The following is a 19,169-nucleotide window of genomic DNA, read 5'->3' as shown; positions in this document are numbered from 1 at the left end:
ATGAGCGACGCTGTATTGGCGCAGATGGAAAGCTTTGAGGCCCTGTATCAAAGGGCTTGTGAGCGCAAAGGCGGCCCTGAAGCTCTCGAGGCTTTGCTCAGCAAACCCGTGGTCAATAGCCAGGTGGCGGCCCTTGGGGATGACAGATTTTTGGCTGAATTCACCAAAAAAATCTTCCAATCAGGTTTTGTATGGAAAGTGGTACGTAACAAATGGCCCGATTTCGAGCGTTTGTTTTTTGGCTTTGATATAGACAAAGTATTACTAATGCCGGATGAAATGCTCGAACAGCGCGCTCAGGACCCAAGCATTATCCGCAATTACCGTAAGGTTAAAACGGTGCGTGACAACGCCTTGATGATCGATTCGGTGCGCAGTGAACATGGCAGTTTCGCCGGGTTCGTGGCCAACTGGCCAGCAGATGACATCATTAATTTATGGGCCTATTTGAAACAACATGGGGCGCGTTTAGGCGGCAATACCGGGCCTTATGCCCTGCGTTTTTTAGGCAAAGACACCTTTTTATTGAGTCGCGATGTAAGTAGCTATTTCTTGCAGCGCAATATTATCTCTGGGGGCGTGACCTCTAAACGCAGCTTGAGTGCTATTCAGGCATCTTTCAATGAATTACAACAGCAAAGCGGGCGCTCATTGCAGGAGCTTAGCCAAATTATTTCATTGAGTGTTGGAGACAACTTTGTGTAATACCGTAAATGCTGCGGGTTAACGTAAACAGTCTGTTTGTTGGTCAGGTAAAATCAAAAAACATTATGTATACGCAGTGACAATTGGGCTTCTTGATACAAACATAGACAGCAATACTGCGCCCCTAAGGTAGAATTTAATTTTATCTTTTTTTTGCGTGACAAATAAAAATTAACCAATTGATTTTTATATAAAAAACAATACTTCATTAAGAGTTTCACAGAAAAGTATATTGCACAACGGCAGTGTCTTTAGGTTGCAACATACCCAAAAATCAATATTCTCTAGAGCCAATTTTGACAAGTTAAGTGACGTTATGCCCAAGTTGTGGCTGCGCAGAATACATCTATTTATTGCCCTGATCAGCGGACTATTCATTATAATTTTGAGTATCACGGGGTCGATACTCATCTACGCCAAAGACATTCAAGCCCTAATTAACCCTGCTTACTGGGTTGCCAAACCACAAGCAAATACCTTAGCACTAAACGTCATACTGGATACCGTCAGCCAGCAGACTTCACTATCTGTAGATCACATTAGCCTAGAGCCAGATATAGCTGATTTTGCCTGGCAAATGAAACTTAATGATGGCAGTCACGTCAGCGTTAACCCTTACACGGGTGAGATACTGTTAGTCTATAATGAGCGCGATACGCTTTATGGTTTTACCCTGCAACTGCATCGCTGGTTGTTATGGCAAAGCGACCAGCAAAAACCATTACAAAACTGGGTATCCATAGTTGCGGTAATGTTTATGCTGCAAATATTGGTCGGTTTATATCTTTGGCTAAAACCGAAAAAACCGTTAAAACGACTTAAGATCCAACCTAAAGCACGATTGAAAGTATTGATGTATCAATTGCATAGCGTACTGGGTGTGTATTGTATCATCCCCCTGATACTCATTGCGTTTACGGGCATTGCGTTTCACTGGCAACAACCCGCTCTAGCCATAGTTAATCTGTTGTCACCTGGTAAAATCGAGAGCCGCCCCGCTGCCCCCTCGGTTGCAGCGAAGCCGGAGCTTCGCATAACGTTAACCCTGCAAAATGCATTAGCGGCCCTACCTGAGGCAACCTTATTTAGGATCTACATGCCGTTATCTGCCACTGAAACAATGCGCTTGCGACTAAGTATGCCCGGCGAAACCCATGCCTATAGCTGGGTGTGGAGTGACCCTTATTCAGGCGAGGTGCTACAAGTTTATGATGGCAGTCAGGCGTCAATGGCAACCCAGGTTTGGAATTTTAGGTATAAATTTCATATCGGTGCTTTTGCCGGGCCAGTAGTACAAGTTTTTTGGCTACTGCTAGTGTTGACAGCCAGCTTTTTTGCCGCTTCTGGGCTGTACCTTTGGCTTAAGAGAAGCTTGCGCAAATAACTTGATATTGAGAATGATTATCATTAGTATACGCATTCTTTTTTCTGGTGAGGACCTTTGTGTCAATGAAATTTACCTTAAGCAAGCTTTGCTATTTTGTATCGGCAACGCTGATATCGACAACCGCGCTAGCTGAAAAAACGTCTTCTGACGACACCGAACGCTTGGTTATAACGGGCAGCCGGGTAGTGGAGAGCATTGACGAGGTGCCCGCATCCATTACTATTATCAATCAACAACAAATTCGTGAGCACTTGAAGATTACGTCTGAGCTGCAAAGTTTATTGGCCATGTACGTACCCGGAATGGGGCCAGATACCGGCTCATCAAGCAATACCGGACAAACACTTCGAGGACGAAGCCCGTTAATAATGATTGATGGGGTACCGCAATCAACCCCACTTCGCAATGGTTCTCTTGGTGTCAAAACCTTAGACCCCAGTGCTATTGAACGAATTGAGGTCATTAAGGGGGCTACGTCGATTTTTGGCAATGGTGCTGCTGGTGGGATCATTAATTACATCACCCGCCAACCGAAAAGCAATGACGGCATCAGTGGAGATGTGGCTTTTTCCAGCCGCTTTAGTGCGGTTAGAGCAGCTGAAAGTGCTGGCACTCGTGTGGAAGCGGCTGTCAACGGGCGTAATGGAAATTGGCACTACCTGGTTACGGGCAGTTATGAACAAAATGGTGTTCAGCGTGATGCACAAGGCGATATTCTTGGCCTGCAATATGGCCTTTCAGATGCCGTAACGCAAAATTATTTTACCAAACTGGGATATCAGTTTGACGCTGATAAGTCATTGCAAATGAGCTACAATTTTTATCGCTCACAGCAAAAGACTGATTTAGGTGACGTCAATGACGGCACCAAAGACTATGCCATACATGTACCCGCTGAACTGCAAAAATACGGCAAACCCCAGGGCCCTGAAGGCAATACTAACTTCACTCTCAAATACGAAGATAACGACGTTTTCGCTAATACGGCTTTAACCCTTGACTATTATCAGCAAAACATCGAAAACATATTTTTCTTCTCCAGCAATTTAGCCAATCCAGACGAAGATTACGAGGGTGGGCAATCGGTTATCAAATCCGAAAAACAAGGTTTAAGAGCAACTTTTAATAGTAAGTTTGATTTTGATAATGTCAACGCAACCTTGATTTACGGCGTTGATGCATTAAATGATGTTACCTCACAACCTTTAGTGGACGGGCGTATCTGGGTACCAGAGATGGACATGGAAAACATTGCGGCATTTGTGCAAAGCAAATGGGTAGTGGCTGAAAATATCATCTTCAAAGCCGGTGTTCGCAGAGAGAACATTGATCTTGGGGTGGATGATTATGACACCCTAAAACTGTGTAGAAGTGCGACCCAATGCTCAATTGCAATGGCGGTTAAGGGTGGCGATCTGAATTATCGTGCCACCACCTATAACGTTGCAATTAAATACAATAAATATGAAAAATTCAGTCCGTTTTTAAGTTATTCACAGGGTGCAGATATATCCGATACCGGACGACTGCTGCGCTCTGCGACCGTCACCGACATCGCAGAAATTCAGACCCAAGCGTCGATTATTGACAACTATGAATTCGGAATTACCTCGCAATTATCAAAAGATCTGCGTTTTGAAGTGGCGACCTATCGCAGCACGTCACAACTTGGTACCACCACCGCTTTTGATGCGCAAAGTGGTATTTATCTACCCGTGCGTTCACCGATTAAAATTTGGGGTTACGAAGGTCTTATGGACTTACGCATTAACGCTCAATTGCAGTTAGTGGCGACTTATAGTTATGTTGAAGGGAAAAATACCGACAGTGATGCACATTTGGGTGGGCGGGATATCAGCCCGCCCAAAGCCACACTGATGCTGCAGTGGCAGCCAATAGATGACGCGTCTGTCGCCTTCGAATACCTCTACGTGGGCAATAGAAAGCGTTTTGAACCTGATGAGAATGGTGAATATGGCACTGACCAAGGCCCGGTAGATAGCTATAATCTAGTTAATCTAAGTGGCACCTACGCCATGGCAGACAATTGGCAAACATTTGCAGGGATCCAAAACCTACTCAATGCAGACTATTTCCCTGCCAGAGCGCAATCCTATACTTACGGTGGTTATGCAGTAAAAGGCTTAGGAACTACAGTGAACCTCGGAATGAAATATCTATTTTAGTAGATTCAACACGGCATAAAAACCTGTTAGCCAGTTCACTATGAACTGGCTTTTTCATGTCAGGCAAAATATTCGATAGCAACAGCCACTTCGGTATTTTGCAGCTTTTGTGACTTACCTGTGTAACCTTGTTATTATTTTTTATATCAATAAATATGTTTTAGCTTCAGCAATAAAGTCGGCGACTCGCACGTATTCAACCAGTACTGAATTAAATCAATATGGCGGATAATGCCAACCTTTGACAAATTTGTGTTGTTGGCCCTGTCGGCACGCAGCAGAATTGAGTAAACTGCCCTTAGAAATTTGCAAGGAATGATAATGAGCGATAGCGACACCAATAGCCCAGGTCAGCCAAAATCTGCCTCCGAAAAAACGGATTTTGGCTTTAAACAGGTAGACAAGAGTCAGAAGGCATCTATGGTGGCCGAGGTATTCCAATCGGTGGCAGCCAAATATGACATTATGAACGATCTTATGTCACTGGGCATTCATCGTTTGTGGAAACGTTTTACCATTGATTGCAGTGGAGCCAGAGCGGGTCATAAGGTACTGGATTTAGCGGGTGGGACCGGGGATTTGACTGCCAAATTCTCACGCATAGTGGGGCCAACCGGCCAGGTAGTGCTCGCCGATATCAACGATGCCATGTTAAAGGTGGGCCGGGACAAACTGCGGGATCTGGGCATAGTAGGCAATGTCGACTACGTGCAGGCTAACGCCGAAGCCCTGCCCTTTCCTGACAATACTTTCGATATTATTACCATCGCTTTCGGTCTGCGTAACGTAACAGACAAAGACAAAGCCCTGGCATCAATGTATCGGGTGCTTAAGCCCGGAGGGCGTTTACTGGTATTGGAATTTTCCAAACCTACCAATGAATTGCTCAGCAAGGTATACGATACCTATTCCTTTCATTTGTTGCCAAAAATTGGGCAATGGGTGGCCAACGATAGTGAAAGTTATCGCTACCTGGCCGAGTCGATCCGCATGCATCCAAACCAGGAGGTGTTAAAAGACATGATGGAAACCGCAGGTTTCGAACAAACCACCTATCATAATCTAACCGCCGGCGTGGTCGCCCTGCATCGTGGATTTAAATTCTGATGCCCCTTGCCCAACTGCTTAGCGCCGGTCTTGAGTTTAGCCTCAATCAATTGCTTAAACTCGATCCAAACAGTTTGTCCAAACTCAAAAAACTGTCCGGTAAACAGCTACAAGTTTCGGTGCGGGAGTTACCCTGGCCTTTGTTGTTTAGTTTTTCAGAGCAAATAGATGTCATGGCGCTCCCTCCAAGCGATACTGAATCACAGTGGCCAGAAGAGGCCGCTAATCTGGTAGTAGATTGTCATATTTCCCTGGCCCTTGAGACACTAGGCGAACTGCGAGACAGTAGCAAAATTAGCCAATTGATCCAGCAGAACAAACTTACATTGGAAGGCGATATCCAGGTTGCCCAGGGGTTTAGTAGCCTGCTCAAAGAGCTGGACATAGATTGGGAAGAGCAACTGTCAAAATACACCGGGGACGTAGTCGCTCATCAGACCTTTGCCAGTATCAAATCGCTTTTTTTAACCGCACAGCAACAGTTACAAGACTTTGGCCAGCAACTGGCACAGAATCTGACCCAAGATGACGCCATCGCTACCTCAAAACCCGCAGTAGATAATTTTTGTGAGCAGGTGAACGAGTTACGCAGCGCTGTTGAACGCCTGGATGCCCGGCTTTCACTATTGGAAAACTCCCCACAGGACGATAACTAAGCCGTGCGAACCTTACGTTTATATAAAATTAACAAAGTCTTCTTACAACACGGATTAGATGAACTCATTCCCCCTAAATGGTTACCTTGGTATGCCAAACTAGGTCGGTATGGATTTTTCTGGCTGCACAATCAACACCCTGAAAAAACCCAAGGCACACGGATCCGGCTGGCGTTGCAAACGTTGGGACCGGTGTTTGTCAAATTTGGCCAGATGCTGTCCACCCGTAAAGACTTGCTTACCCTCGATATCGCCAATGAACTAGCAATTTTGCAGGATCAAGTTGAACCCTTCGATAGCAAGGTCGCCGAGCAAATTATCCTCAAAGCGTTTCGGGTCGAACAGCTCAGCGACATATTCAGCGAGTTTGACCCTATTCCCATGGCGTCAGCCTCAATAGCCCAGGTGCACGCTGCCAAACTCAATGGCCAGGACCAAGAAGTGGTGGTTAAAGTGATCCGCCCCAATATTGCCGACACCATTCAGGCTGACATCAAATTAATGCGCACCTTTGCCGGCGTCTTGCAAAAATTATTACCCGATGGCAAACGCCTGCGCCCGGTGGAAGTGGTCGCAGAATATGAAAAAACCATAATCGGTGAATTAGACTTACTCAATGAAGCGGCCAACGGTATTCAGTTCAGGCGCAATTTTGAAGACTCACCTGCGCTATATGTACCCGAAATTTATAGCGATTTTTGCCATATAAATGTGATGGTCATGGAGCGTATTTATGGCACACCCATTTCCGAAGTGGCGGCCCTGGAAGCGCGCAATACCAACATGAAAAAACTCGCCGAGCGGGGAGTTGAGGTGTTTTTTACCCAGGTATTTAGGGACAGCTTTTTCCACGCAGACATGCATCCAGGCAATATTTTTGTTTCCTTTGAAAATCCCCACGACCCCCAATATATCACCATAGATTATGGCATAGTTGGCACCCTAAATAGTGAAGACAAACGTTATCTGGCGGAAAACTTCATCGCCTTTTTCAACCGTAATTATCGCAAGGTAGCGGAGCTGCACGTGGACTCAGGCTGGGTGCCCGCCGACACCAATATTGATGACTTTGAGGCATCCATTCGACGGGTTTGTGAACCTATTTTCCAAAAACCCCTGGCGGAAATCGAGTTCAGCAATGTTTTATTGCAACTGTTTAATACCGCTCGACGCTTTAACATGGTCATCCAGCCGCAATTGGTATTGCTGCAAAAAACCTTATTGTACATAGAAGGTCTGGGACGCCAGCTATACCCGCAACTCGACCTATGGCAAACGGCTAAACCTTTCCTGGAAAATTGGATGAAAGAGCAGATTGGGATCAAAGCCATGTACAATAAAATTTCGGCCAACCTGCCCTTTTGGTCAGAGAAACTGCCGGAAATGCCTGACCTTATCTATGACTCCCTGCGTCAAATCAAAAAATATCCTGAACAGCAACGTCAGCAGTTCGAACTGCAAATGCAGCAACATAAACAAAGTCAGCGACGTTTGGTGATCACCCTATGCGGATCAACCTTATTGTTAGTCTCCAGTATATTGCCGCTGTATATTGAACAATGGTGGATACCCACCATCACAGCGATAGTTGGCCTAGGTGCCTGGCTGGTAGCTTGGCGCTATCGGGCCGATTAACTGATTAACGGCGGTTTTTTCAACCCAAAACCGCCTATACATGACACCAACGAGCACTATAAACTTAACCATGGTCGAAAAATCCTTCCACCCGCAGTGCAAGGCCATAAGAAGGTGCAAAGCTCTCGTCTCGGCGCCACAAAATAAACGGCTCGATTTCGTAAAATAACCAGTCTCTCAGGGTATTCTGCCGCCAGCGCATACTGACAAGGTGTTCATTTAGGCGATAATTTGGTTGACTGAGGCCTTCGATGTAATAACCACTGATAATAGCGGTGCGTTTATTGAGCTGATAGAGGTTTTGCCAACTATGCCGCCACAGCCAATCGTTGGTCTCATCCCTGAAATAAAAATTATTATCGAAACGAAATAATGACTGCGTATTGACGCTGTGATCCAGTTTGGTAGAAAAATGCATACCAAAACCATCATTGCTATAGTAATAGACAGACGTTTCCCAGCGCACATGGGTTTGATTAGAAATGGCAAAATCATTGCGGTATCGGCTTTTCACGAAAGGCTGTAAACGCCTGCCAACCCCAATACGGTGAGAAAACCCGCTGTTAGGTTTGACTCGCCAACGCAACGCCAAGCTGAAGCGCTCCCGATCAGCGCCTCTGTCATTAGATGCAATGGTATTGTTATTCTGATCCAGTTCATCATCGTAATCCGATAACACCACATCCAGGCGACTTTTCAAATTGGGTAACCGAACCCTGACCCTGAATCGACTCTCAAAATTGTTAAATTCCCGGCTTCTTGGCTCCCATCCCAACTTGATTCTGGCTTCTCCATTGGCGTTTTGCTGGTTGTTATAATCTTCTAACAAAAAAAAGTTGTCGAACCAGATCGCACTCTCATTCACTGAATCGGCGATATTTTCATGCATGGTATCCAACCAGGGATAGGTCTTATCCTCCTGAGCCACCGACACCAAAGGCATCAACATGATCAAAAATAAACTCTCTTTAGTGATTTTCAACGGGCATTTCCCTGTTTGTCTATACCTAATACTGTGCCATTGTATTTTTGCCGGATCAAATCCAGTGACCTTTTCATTTTGCTACGTATAATGTAACTAATTATCCTAAAGGAGTATGTTATGTTTGGTATTAGCCCAATGCAATTAATCATCATTTTGGTCATAGTCGTGCTACTTTTTGGCACCAAAAAACTGCGCAACATGGGTGGCGACCTCGGCTCGGCAGTCAAGGGATTCAAAAAAGCTATCGAAGATAAAGATGCAGATTTCAAGCCAGATGAGAAAGTCGAAAACGAGCCCCAGAAATCCGAACAGGCTACAGGGCAAAATGCAAAAAGTGAATCCAATGCAAAAAGTGATTAACAAGAGCAATTGTCATGTTTGATATTGGCTTTCTTGAATTGTTAGTGATTGGTGTAGTTGCTTTGCTGGTACTCGGGCCTGAACGTTTACCCGGGGCGATCCGCGCCACCATGAAAACCGTGCGCAGCGTGAAAAGCATGGCCACAGGTTTCCGCCAGGAAGTCGAACAGCAATTCAAAATTCACGAGTTGCATGAAAACTTGAAAAAGGCTGAGCAACAGGGTCTGAAAAATTTATCACCAGAATTGCAACAATCCGTAGATGAACTGCAAGCAGCAGCCAAGTCTGTTCAAAAACCTTACCAAAAAAAGTAGTTATGGATGTCAGAGCCCAATAGTTTAATTGCCCATTTAATTGAGTTACGAGGTCGGGTATTAAAGGCTGTTATCAGTGTTTTTGTGATCTTTTTATGTTTAGTGTATTTCGCCCAGGATCTTTATCACTGGCTGGCTACCCCTTTACTCGATACCTTGCCTGAACATGCGCAAATGATAGCCACAGATGTGGCTTCGCCCTTTTTTGCCCCTTTCAAATTAACCTTGGTACTGTCTTTTTTTATTGCCATACCCATGGTGTTGTATCAAGTATGGGGATTTATCGCTCCGGGCTTGTATAAAAATGAAAAACGTCTGGTTGTGCCTTTATTACTCTCCAGCACTCTGCTCTTTTACGCCGGTATGGCCTTTGCGTATTACGTAGTATTTCCCCTGGCCTTTGCGTTTTTCACCAGTGTGGCGCCAGAAGGAGTCGTCATCAATACCGATATCAGCAGTTATCTGGATTTTGTTTTAAAGATATTTTTTGCCTTTGGTTTATCTTTTGAAATACCCATAGCCATAGTATTGATGTGCTGGACTGGAATGACTACGCCTAATGCGCTACGCGCCAAACGCCCTTATGTGATAGTAGGGGTTTTTACTCTAGGTATGTTACTTACCCCGCCTGATATTATTTCACAAACCCTGTTAGCCATCCCTATGTGGATACTGTTTGAAGTGGGAGTAATAGTTGGCGGCATCTACACCCGAGACAAGCAAAATGAGGAGCAGGAACAACAATGAAGATCACTATCCTAACACTGGTGTTAACGCTGATAACAACCGGCATCAGCCAAGCCCAAACCCTGGCTGATGCGCTGCAAGCGTGCAGTACAAAGATAGACAACCTGGCCCGGTTAACTTGCTTCGACAAACTGGCTAACCAGCCGGTTAAAACAAGTCAAGCTAATGCCACTGTTAAGACGAAACCAAAAATGCTGCCGGCGCCCGCAGCCGAAAAACCCGTGGTTACCCCCCCCAAAAAGGCCATGGCTATCAGTCCCCGGAGTCAAGAGCAAGAATTTGGCTTGGCCAACAAACCGGCTAAAACCAATACCAAGATCAGCAAGGTTATTGCCACAGTTTCAGAGGTAAGTAAGGACCCATACGGGAAGTTAATTATCAGTTTAGACAATCAACATGTCTGGAAGCAAAACGATTCCGATAGTTTTCGCGTGAGAACCGGTGACCAGGTATATGTCGAAGAAGGTGCTCTGAACTCGTTTTTCCTCAGTAAAGAGTCGGTTAATAAACGTATTCGCGTCAAACGGATAAAATAACCATGCACTGGGTCGATATAGGCGTGAACTTACCCAATAGCAGGCTAAAGATCGAGCCCATGCTTGAACGCGCTAATGCCGCAGGAGTCAAGAAAATAATACTGACTGGTACCGACGTTACCCAGAGTGGGCAAGCCGCATCTTTGGCGGCCGATTATCCTGGGCAGCTGTTTAGTACCGTAGGTGTGCATCCCCACAGTGCCAAAGATGTCACAGATGATTACCTTGAGACTATCCGTCAATTGGCGAGCAATCCGCAAGTTGTGGCTATAGGCGAATGTGGTCTGGATTTTAACCGCAACTTCTCACCGCCCGAGCAGCAAATTAGGGTATTCGAACAGCAACTGAAACTGGCGAGTGAACTTGGCCTGCCCGTTTTTTTACACGAACGCGATGCGTTCGAACAACAATATTCGTTATTAAAAAAATACCGTTCACAACTTACCGGTGGGGTTGTGCACTGTTTCACTGGTGATACTCAGCAAATGCAGGCATATCTTGAGCTGGATTTATATATAGGCATCACCGGCTGGGTATGTGATCCACAGCGTGGCCATGCTTTGCGTGAGGCGGTCACTCATCTGCCTCTTGAACATTTATTACTGGAAACCGATGCGCCCTATTTGCGACCCAAAAGCTTGGGTCAGGAAAAAATTAAAGGGGTGGATCACAATGAACCCTGCTATTTACCACACATTGCCCATCAGCTAGCCGAGTTAATGCAGGCCAAGCTTGGGGATATTCAGCAACACAGTACCCATAACAGCCAACAATTGTTTGGCTTAACTTGATGCTGGATCACCCCCCCAGAGTTAGCAGTAAAATCGGTCAAAGCGGTTTGATTTTGTTTGTCAGCCTAGCCTGTATGTTGGGGCTTTTTGGTATTATCAAGACCTTTAATATCAGTGCCCCAGAGCGCAATATCAGTCGCGGCGTACAGTACTACCATGATGTAGACGCTGAACTGGATATCGCCACAGTGCAAACATTGCCTGAGACTGCCTGGCAGCTTGAACAAACCGAATACCTTAACTTTGGCATGAGTGATAGCCCTTACTGGTTTAAATTCACCCTGACCCAAGCCAATGACTCTCAGCCGTGGTTAATTGAGCTGGATTATGCTTTGTTAGACAATATTTCACTGTGGTTTATGCACCAACAACAGGTAGTGGCGCGCTATGACACTGGCGATAGCCAGGTATTTAATCAACGTACTATGCGCCATGAAAAATTTTTATTCCCCGTACCCGAGATAACAAGGCCTTTAGTTGTTTTTGTCAAAATCCAAACCAGTGGCACAGTCAAGGCACCCTTGCGTTTATGGCAGCAGTCCTCTTATTTGGTATTTAACGGTGAGCACAGTATCGCTATGGGACTGTTTTTTGGTTTTATGGCCGCTATGGGCCTGAGCAACTTTTTCTTTTATATTACCACCCGCCAGAACACGTTTTTAGTCTACGGGGGATATGTATTAACACTCGCGTTAACCCTGGCATCATTACATGGCTTAGGTTACAAATATTTATGGCCGCAAAGTCCCTGGTTGCAAGAACATGCCATCGCTATTTACGCCAATGCTACGCTATTTTTTGCGATTATTTTTACCGATCTGTTGCTTGGTGTACGTGTCCATAGTCAGAAGATTAGCGCCATACTAAAAATCAGCGCGGCAATATTCCTGATCAGCTTGTGCGTGAGTTTGTTTTTGCCCCATGCTTTTTTTATCGAAGGTTTTCTGGTGATGCTGTGTTTGGCAGTGCTCTTGATCTTTGCGGTAGGCATATGGTTGTGGTCAAAAGGCGTGCAGATAGCCAGATTTTATACCCTGGCCTGGTCAGCGCTACTTGTCAGTGGATTTATCACTAGTTTAGACAACCTTGGCTTGATTAAACTGGATATTCCTTCTCATTATTTGTTGATGGTGGGCGCCACTATAGAAACCTTCCTGCTGGCCCTAGTGCTGGCGGTAAATTACAATCAACAACGTCAGCAAATATTTGATGCCCAAGAAGCCGCACTTGGCAAAGAGCGAGAAATGCGTAAAGCGCAAGAAGGTATACTGGGATTACAAAAAACGACTAAACACGCTCTGGAATACAGTGTGCAAGAACGCACCCTGGAGCTGCAAATTGCCCTAAGGGAATTATCTGAAACCAATAAAGAATTAGCAGAAAAAAACACCCTTGATGCGTTAACCGGTATTCGCAACCGCAGTTATTTTGATAAAAAATATTTGGCTGAAGTTCGCCGCAGCCGTCGTGAACGCACGGACTTATCCGTGGCAATGATCGACATCGATAATTTTAAACAGGTGAACGATAAACATGGACATCTGGTTGGCGACGATTGCATCAAATTTGTGGCACAAGCACTACAAGATGTCCTTAAACGCCCCAGTGATGATGTTTGTCGTTATGGCGGTGAAGAGTTTGCGCTGATCATGCCTAGCACGGACTTGACGGGTGCCCAAACCTTGGTTGAACAGGCCAGGCTACAGCTTGAAAGCACACCTGTGTCGAGTGCTGATCTTGAGATACATTTAACGATCAGCGCCGGGGTCTGCTCCGGAATAATCGAACCCGCGCACCCAGAGGACATTCTCATAGCCAGCGCTGACCAGCAATTATATAAAGCCAAAAATCGTGGCCGAAACCTGGTGTGCGCCGCGCAATTGCCACTTTCATTGGATGCAACAATAGGACAATAGTGATGCCCGAGGTCTTTCCTAACACACGCATGCGCCGCATGCGTCGCAATACATTTAGCCGTTTAATGATGGCGGAAAATACCTTATCCGTTAACGATCTGATTTATCCGCTTTTTGTACTAGACGGTAAAAACAAAAAAGAAGTCATCCCTTCTATGCCTGGCATAGAGCGTTTATCGATAGATTTGTTGGTTGAAGAAGCCAAGTTATTGGCCGACCTGGGCATACCCGCATTGGCGCTTTTCCCGGTCACGCCCAAAAAATTAAAATCACTGTGTGCCAGTGAAGGCTTTAACCCCGAAGGACTCGCCCAACGGGCAGTAAAAGCCCTCAAACAGGCTGTGCCGCAAATGGGGATCATCACAGATGTGGCGCTGGATCCTTTCACGTCACACGGCCAGGATGGTTTAATCGACGAAAACGGTTATGTACTCAATGACCAAACTATCGAAGTCTTGGTCAAACAAGCGCTATCCCATGCTGAGGCAGGGGCCGACATAGTCGCCCCCTCGGATATGATGGACGGACGCATAGGCGCCATTCGCCAGGCGCTTGAAAGCCACGGACATATCAATACTTGTATCATGGCCTATTCAGCCAAGTATGCGTCGAGTTATTACGGGCCATTTAGAGATGCGGTCGGCTCGGCGAGCAATATTAAAGGGGGCAATAAAAAGAGTTATCAGATGGATCCGGCCAATGCTGATGAGGCCATGCGCGAGATTGCCCTGGATTTGCAGGAAGGTGCCGACATGGTTATGGTTAAGCCAGGTATGCCTTACCTGGATATAGTACATCGCTGCAAAACCCAATTTCAGGCCCCCACTTTTGCTTATCAGGTGAGCGGTGAATACGCCATGCATAAAGCTGCATTTGCCAATGGTTGGCTGGACGAGGAAACCGTGATTATGGAGTCGTTATTAGCCTTTAAACGCGCCGGGGCCGATGGCATTCTTACCTACTTTGCCAAACAGGCGGCCATAATGCTTAAATCGGCTTAGATGACAGGCTAGTGTACGAAAAGCGGCATTACTGACAATTCAGTAACCAGCCTACTTTATGTTGCTGCCATTTTTCATTTGCCAGTTCAGCGTCAATCAACGGATGGGCTTTAAGCCAGCCATCCGGGAAAGTGAGTGACCATAGGTCCTGATTGACCGTTAATGTCAAGTTGGGTAACAGGTTGTCCCTGCGCCTGATAGACAAGATACAGGCCAGGCGCAGCAAGCGCGACAGGTACAGCATAGACTGACGCACATCGTCATGAAAACTGTCAAATACGCCAGTATTGATATTTTGCCTGTGGTTTAACACCAGATTTTTTATACCCTCGCGCTGCAATGCAGTATAGCCGGGTAAAGGTAGATGGGTAATGATGTAGGCACCATGTACATGGTGCAGTTTGTATTCTATGTGCAGGCCGGCCTCATGTAACATGGCACCGGCAATCAGCATGGCCTCGCAATCGATGTTGCCTAATTCAACCTGCCCCTGCATCTGTTTAAACAGATTCAGCGCCAGGTTTTTGACCCGTACGGCCTGATCCGCTTCAATATGAAACTGCGCCATGGTTTGTTCCAGGGTTTGCAACCTGCGATCATTTTGTTGCATGTTTTCCAGCATGCCGTAGATCAAGCCTTCACGCAGGGCGCCGCCCGATATCTGCATCTGGTCGATATGGAGCTCTTCAAATAGGGCAATTAAAATGGCTAACCCGCTGGCAAAAATTGTCTGGCGCGACTCCTCCAACCCCTCAATGTCCAGGGTATCGGTTGAGCCACAATCTATGCATTGCTGGCGTAAATTATAGAGATAATCAATACGAATGGCATCGCTTATCCCTTGAAACACCAAAATTTCTGCTATTGCCTGAGGCGTGCCGGAAGCACCCAAACACTGTTGCCAGTCGAAGCTCACAAAACCATCAACAACAGTGGTTAACAGAGACTTTGCTGCGCCTATGGCCCGTTGGAAATTGTTATTGGTTAATTTTCCCCCGACAAAGTAACGCTCCATAAAGGTCACGCAGCCCATGTCCAGACTCACCAGGTGGATGGGCTCCATATCGTTGCCAATGATAATCTCAGTACTGGCACCGCCAATATCAATCACCAGGGAATTGCCTTGATTAGCAGAGGTATAAGCCACGCCCAAATAAATCTGACGCGCCTCTTCTTCGCCACTGATCACATCGAGTTTGTGATTAAGGATTTTTTCAGCACGAGAAGTAAAAACATCGGCGTTTTTGGCCAGGCGTAAGGTGGCTGTCGCAACAGCCCGGATATTAGACGAAGGTATATCTTGCAAACGTTCAGCGAAGGTTTCCAGACAACGCCAACCTCGTTCGAGGCTCTGTGTGTCGAGCATCATGTCATCGTCAAGACCGGCGGCTAAGCGCACCTTTTGTTTAACCTTACCGATGATCTGCACACTACCGGCGACCACACGCACAATCACTAAATGAAAGCTATTCGAACCCAGATCAACGGCAGCATAAAGCTGCTCTGGCTTATTTTGAGGCAGACGTGTGGACGTGATCATTAATTCCTGCGTGGTCGAGGGCCCGAATGACGGTTTTGCGGGCTGCGCCCACTTTGCATACGTTTTTTGAACTTAGGTTTAGGTGGAACCACATCACGAACTAATTCGTTTGGATTATATTCCGTCACCGGTATCGAATGCTCGATGTAAATTTCAATCGCCGGCAAATTAAGTGCGTACTTTTCGCAAGCAAAACTGATTGAGCTACCACTGTGACCGGCCCGACCGGTACGACCGATACGATGCACATAATCTTCTGCGTCATCGGGTAAGTCAAAGTTGAAAACATGGCTTACCATGGGGATATGCAGGCCACGAGCGGCAACATCTGTGGCCACAAGCACGTCAAGGATACCCGAAGTGAAATTTTCCAGGATTTTTAAACGTTTATTCTGGGGCACGTCGCCACTGAGCAAACCGACCCGGTGTCCATCCGCCTGTAACCAGTCGGCTACTTTTTCACAGCTATGTTTAGTATTGGCAAAAACTATGGCCTTTTCTGGCCATTCTTCTTCCATCAAACTGAGTAACAAATACATCTTGTCTTCATCAGAGGGATAAAACAGTTCTTCCTTAATTCGTGCGCCAGTCTTGCGATCAGGTTCGACCTGCACATGGGTAGGATTATTCATGTGTTCGTAGGCCAATTCTTGTACCCGATAGGACAAAGTAGCAGAGAACAACATGCTTAAACGTTCTGTTGGTTTGGGCATACGATTTAAAAGATAACGAATATCTTTTATAAAACCCAAATCAAACATGCGGTCAGCTTCATCAAGTACCGATACCTGGATCGAGGCTAACGAAAAAATACCTTGTTTGTAATAATCAATGATCCGGCCTGTGGTGCCGATAATAATATCCACACCTTCTTCGAGCTTTTCCCGTTGACTTTGATAGCCCTCGCCCCCATAAATTAGACCAAGCGACAAACCAGTGTGTTGACTAAGCAATTCAGCATCATTAAAGATCTGAACTGCCAGTTCTCTGGTTGGTGCCATAATAATGGCTCTGGGTTGTTTTTTAGTCGGCTGAGGATTATTCAATAAGTGGTGAAAAGTCGCCACCAGGAAGGCTATAGTTTTACCGGTTCCGGTTTGCGCCTGTCCTGCGATGTCGTTACCCTCTAATAAAGGCGGTATACTCAAAGCTTGGATTGGTGTGCAGTGACTAAAGTTAGCGGCGGATAACGCCTTAATAACTTGCTCATGTATAGGCAAGTCCGAGAAATGTGTTTCAGTTAAATGTGTAGTTTGCATAGCTTATAGCTTATCAGTGCTTGCATTAAAAAACAGTTTCTATATAACAATCACGATCACGCTGAAGTAGTTCGGCGCTAGAATAAATGACGGAGAAAAGAATGAGCGACAAAATTATCCAGTTATCAGACGATAGTTTCGAGGCAGATGTTATCAATGCTACTGGTCCTGTACTAGTTGACTTCTGGGCGGAATGGTGCGGTCCGTGTAAGATGATTGCGCCAATACTGCATGAAATTGCTGACGAATTCGACGGCAAAGTAACAGTTGGCAAGCTAAATGTCGATGAAAATAACGAAACACCACCAAAGTACGGTATCCGTGGTATACCTACCTTGTTGTTATTTAAAGGCGGTAATGTAGCAGCAACTAAAGTTGGAGCCCTATCAAAAACCCAATTAGAAGAATTTTTGAACGAAAACATCTAGTTTAAATACTCTGTTAAAACCCGGTTGAGCCGGGTTTTTTTATGTTGAGCGTAAAAATGAATTAGCCCCTTAATCAACTAATCGGTTATTTTCACTAGACGCAACCTTGTTTTGGTGCTAACTTTTCTGTGTTCACACCTGAACAGACCTGTATTTTCGCCCCAATCAGAGATTTAAAAAGTAAATACCTTTGAACCATTCAATTAATTTTTGCTGTTATAGCGAATTTTTCAAGCATAAAGACCCACCAATATGAACCTAACGGAACTCAAGAATAAACCGATCAGTGAGCTGGTTGGACTAGCCGAGGCAATGAACCTAGAGAATATGGCTCGCGCTCGCAAACAAGACATTATATTTTCAATATTGAAAACCCACGCCAAAGGTGGAGAAGATATATTTGGCGACGGTGTCTTAGAAATTCTTCAAGACGGCTTTGGATTCTTGCGTTCCAATGATGCGTCTTATTTGGCAGGCCCAGATGATATTTACGTATCGCCGAGCCAGATAAGACGTTTTAACTTGCGCACTGGCGATACCATTTCCGGTAAAATTCGTCCGCCCAAAGACAGCGAACGTTACTTCGCCTTACTGAAGATTAGCGAAGTCAACTTTGACCGGCCAGAAAACGCCCGTAACAAGATCCTGTTCGAAAACTTAACGCCACTGCATGCCAATGAACGCCTAATCATGGAGCGTGGCAATGGCAGCACGGAAGATATTACCGCCCGGGTGTTGGATTTAGCTGCACCTATCGGACGTGGTCAACGTGGTCTTATCGTGGCTCCGCCTAAAGCCGGTAAAACACTGTTACTGCAGAATATTGCCCAATCCATCGCTGCCAATTACCCCGAATGTTTGTTGATGGTATTACTGATCGACGAACGCCCGGAAGAAGTAACTGAAATGCAGCGCTTGGTGCAAGGTGAAGTTATAGCCTCTACTTTCGATGAACCCGCCAGCCGTCATGTACAAGTGGCCGAGATGGTTATCGAAAAAGCCAAGCGCTTGGTTGAGCATAAAAAAGACGTGGTTATTTTGCTTGATTCTATTACCCGTTTAGCGCGTGCCTACAACACGGTAATTCCTTCATCCGGTAAAGTATTAACCGGTGGTGTGGATGCCAATGCCTTACATAAACCCAAACGCTTCTTTGGCGCCGCACGTAACATCGAAGAGGGCGGAAGTTTGACCATTATTGCGACTGCACTTATCGATACCGGCTCTAAAATGGATGAAGTTATCTATGAAGAGTTTAAAGGTACGGGTAATATGGAATTGCACTTGAACCGCAAGATTGCCGAGAAACGTGTATTCCCGGCTATCGATTACAATCGTTCAGGTACCCGTCGCGAAGAGTTGCTGACGACTCAAGACGAATTGCAAAAAATGTGGATTTTGCGCAAAATCGTGCATGAGATGTCAGAAATTGACGCCATGGAATTCTTAATTGGCAAGTTGTCTATGACCAAAACCAATGATGAATTTTTCACCTCCATGCGTAAGCAAAAAAGCTAAGCTAGTATAGGCGTCAAAAAATCCGCTCTCGGTAAAACGACGGCGGATTTTTTATTGCCTTGAAAATCTATTGCTGTAAGTTAATCTACTAGTTTACT

At 45.6% G+C, this 19,169-nt stretch carries 18 protein-coding genes; 15 read left to right on the top strand and 3 right to left on the bottom strand.

Translation table 11 applies throughout. The features are described 5' to 3' along the window. The 6 genes from AC3RV5_RS00680 to ubiB all read left to right on the top strand — a co-directional run bounded on the left by AC3RV5_RS00680 (position 1) and on the right by ubiB (position 7,676). The gene (locus AC3RV5_RS00680; RefSeq protein ID WP_489730082.1) at positions 1–705 is read left to right on the top strand and encodes a DNA-3-methyladenine glycosylase I; all 705 of its coding nucleotides are present in this window, start codon (positions 1–3) and stop codon (positions 703–705) included. Positions 706–1,021: 316 nt separating this feature from the next. Then, on the top strand, positions 1,022–2,089 hold the full coding sequence (locus AC3RV5_RS00675; RefSeq protein ID WP_489730081.1) for a PepSY-associated TM helix domain-containing protein: 1,068 nt from the start codon (positions 1,022–1,024) through the stop codon (positions 2,087–2,089). 65 nt (positions 2,090–2,154) lie between these two features. Next, positions 2,155–4,278 (top strand): TonB-dependent receptor, encoded by a 2,124-nt coding sequence (locus AC3RV5_RS00670; protein WP_489730080.1) that lies wholly within the window; start codon positions 2,155–2,157, stop codon positions 4,276–4,278. Positions 4,279–4,599: 321 nt separating this feature from the next. Continuing rightward, the gene (ubiE, locus tag AC3RV5_RS00665) at positions 4,600–5,385 is read left to right on the top strand and encodes a bifunctional demethylmenaquinone methyltransferase/2-methoxy-6-polyprenyl-1,4-benzoquinol methylase UbiE (protein ID WP_489730079.1); all 786 of its coding nucleotides are present in this window, start codon (positions 4,600–4,602) and stop codon (positions 5,383–5,385) included. Further along, complete coding sequence (locus AC3RV5_RS00660) at positions 5,385–6,041, top strand: ubiquinone biosynthesis accessory factor UbiJ (protein WP_489730078.1); 657 nt, start codon at positions 5,385–5,387, stop codon at positions 6,039–6,041. Before ubiE ends, AC3RV5_RS00660 begins: the two co-directional genes overlap by 1 nt. Before the next feature lie 3 nt (positions 6,042–6,044). After that, positions 6,045–7,676 carry a ubiquinone biosynthesis regulatory protein kinase UbiB gene (ubiB, locus tag AC3RV5_RS00655; RefSeq protein ID WP_489730077.1) on the top strand — a complete coding sequence of 544 codons (1,632 nt, stop codon included), beginning with the start codon at positions 6,045–6,047 and terminating at the stop codon, positions 7,674–7,676. Positions 7,677–7,740: 64 nt separating this feature from the next. On the opposite strand, the gene AC3RV5_RS00650 is transcribed toward ubiB, so the two are convergent. Then, positions 7,741–8,658, bottom strand: coding sequence for a hypothetical protein (locus tag AC3RV5_RS00650; RefSeq protein WP_489730076.1), 918 nt, complete (start codon positions 8,656–8,658; stop codon positions 7,741–7,743). Between the two features lie 120 nt (positions 8,659–8,778). Between AC3RV5_RS00650 and tatA the strand changes: the two genes are divergently transcribed. From tatA to hemB, 7 genes are read left to right on the top strand one after another with little or no spacing between them, the layout of a single operon-like run. Further along, on the top strand, positions 8,779–9,021 hold the full coding sequence (tatA, locus tag AC3RV5_RS00645) for a twin-arginine translocase TatA/TatE family subunit (protein WP_489730075.1): 243 nt from the start codon (positions 8,779–8,781) through the stop codon (positions 9,019–9,021). A gap of 14 nt (positions 9,022–9,035) precedes the next feature. Beyond that, complete coding sequence (tatB, locus tag AC3RV5_RS00640) at positions 9,036–9,335, top strand: Sec-independent protein translocase protein TatB (protein WP_489730074.1); 300 nt, start codon at positions 9,036–9,038, stop codon at positions 9,333–9,335. A gap of 6 nt (positions 9,336–9,341) precedes the next feature. Next, complete coding sequence (gene tatC / locus AC3RV5_RS00635) at positions 9,342–10,082, top strand: twin-arginine translocase subunit TatC (RefSeq protein WP_489730073.1); 741 nt, start codon at positions 9,342–9,344, stop codon at positions 10,080–10,082. Beyond that, positions 10,079–10,618 (top strand): hypothetical protein, encoded by a 540-nt coding sequence (locus tag AC3RV5_RS00630; RefSeq protein WP_489730072.1) that lies wholly within the window; start codon positions 10,079–10,081, stop codon positions 10,616–10,618. Before tatC ends, AC3RV5_RS00630 begins: the two co-directional genes overlap by 4 nt. A 2-nt stretch (positions 10,619–10,620) precedes the next feature. Further along, positions 10,621–11,409, top strand: a complete 789-nt coding sequence (locus AC3RV5_RS00625) for a TatD family hydrolase (RefSeq protein WP_489730071.1) — start codon at positions 10,621–10,623, stop codon at positions 11,407–11,409. Then, positions 11,409–13,325 carry a sensor domain-containing diguanylate cyclase gene (locus AC3RV5_RS00620; RefSeq protein WP_489730070.1) on the top strand — a complete coding sequence of 639 codons (1,917 nt, stop codon included), beginning with the start codon at positions 11,409–11,411 and terminating at the stop codon, positions 13,323–13,325. Before AC3RV5_RS00625 ends, AC3RV5_RS00620 begins: the two co-directional genes overlap by 1 nt. Before the next feature lie 2 nt (positions 13,326–13,327). Continuing rightward, a complete protein-coding gene (gene hemB, locus AC3RV5_RS00615) occupies positions 13,328–14,326 on the top strand; it encodes a porphobilinogen synthase (protein ID WP_489730069.1) in 999 nt (332 codons plus the stop codon). Positions 14,327–14,354: 28 nt separating this feature from the next. Here hemB and AC3RV5_RS00610 read toward each other — a convergent pair whose 3' ends face one another. Both AC3RV5_RS00610 and rhlB read right to left on the bottom strand, forming a co-directional pair. Then, complete coding sequence (locus AC3RV5_RS00610; RefSeq protein WP_489730068.1) at positions 14,355–15,866, bottom strand: Ppx/GppA phosphatase family protein; 1,512 nt, start codon at positions 15,864–15,866, stop codon at positions 14,355–14,357. Further along, positions 15,866–17,125: an ATP-dependent RNA helicase RhlB gene (rhlB, locus tag AC3RV5_RS00605; protein WP_489730067.1), complete on the bottom strand. Its 1,260-nt coding sequence runs from the start codon at positions 17,123–17,125 to the stop codon at positions 15,866–15,868. The genes AC3RV5_RS00610 and rhlB overlap by 1 nt, the downstream gene beginning before the upstream one ends. 101 nt (positions 17,126–17,226) lie before the next feature. Between rhlB and trxA the strand changes: the two genes are divergently transcribed. Next, positions 17,227–17,553, top strand: a complete 327-nt coding sequence (gene trxA / locus AC3RV5_RS00600) for a thioredoxin TrxA (protein ID WP_489730066.1) — start codon at positions 17,227–17,229, stop codon at positions 17,551–17,553. Between the two features lie 252 nt (positions 17,554–17,805). Beyond that, a complete protein-coding gene (rho, locus tag AC3RV5_RS00595) occupies positions 17,806–19,071 on the top strand; it encodes a transcription termination factor Rho (RefSeq protein ID WP_489730065.1) in 1,266 nt (421 codons plus the stop codon). The last annotated feature ends 98 nt before the right edge of the window (positions 19,072–19,169 follow it).

Source organism: Paraglaciecola sp. IT1134 (assembly GCF_058068185.1).
This window is presented reverse-complemented; position numbering and strand designations above follow the sequence as displayed.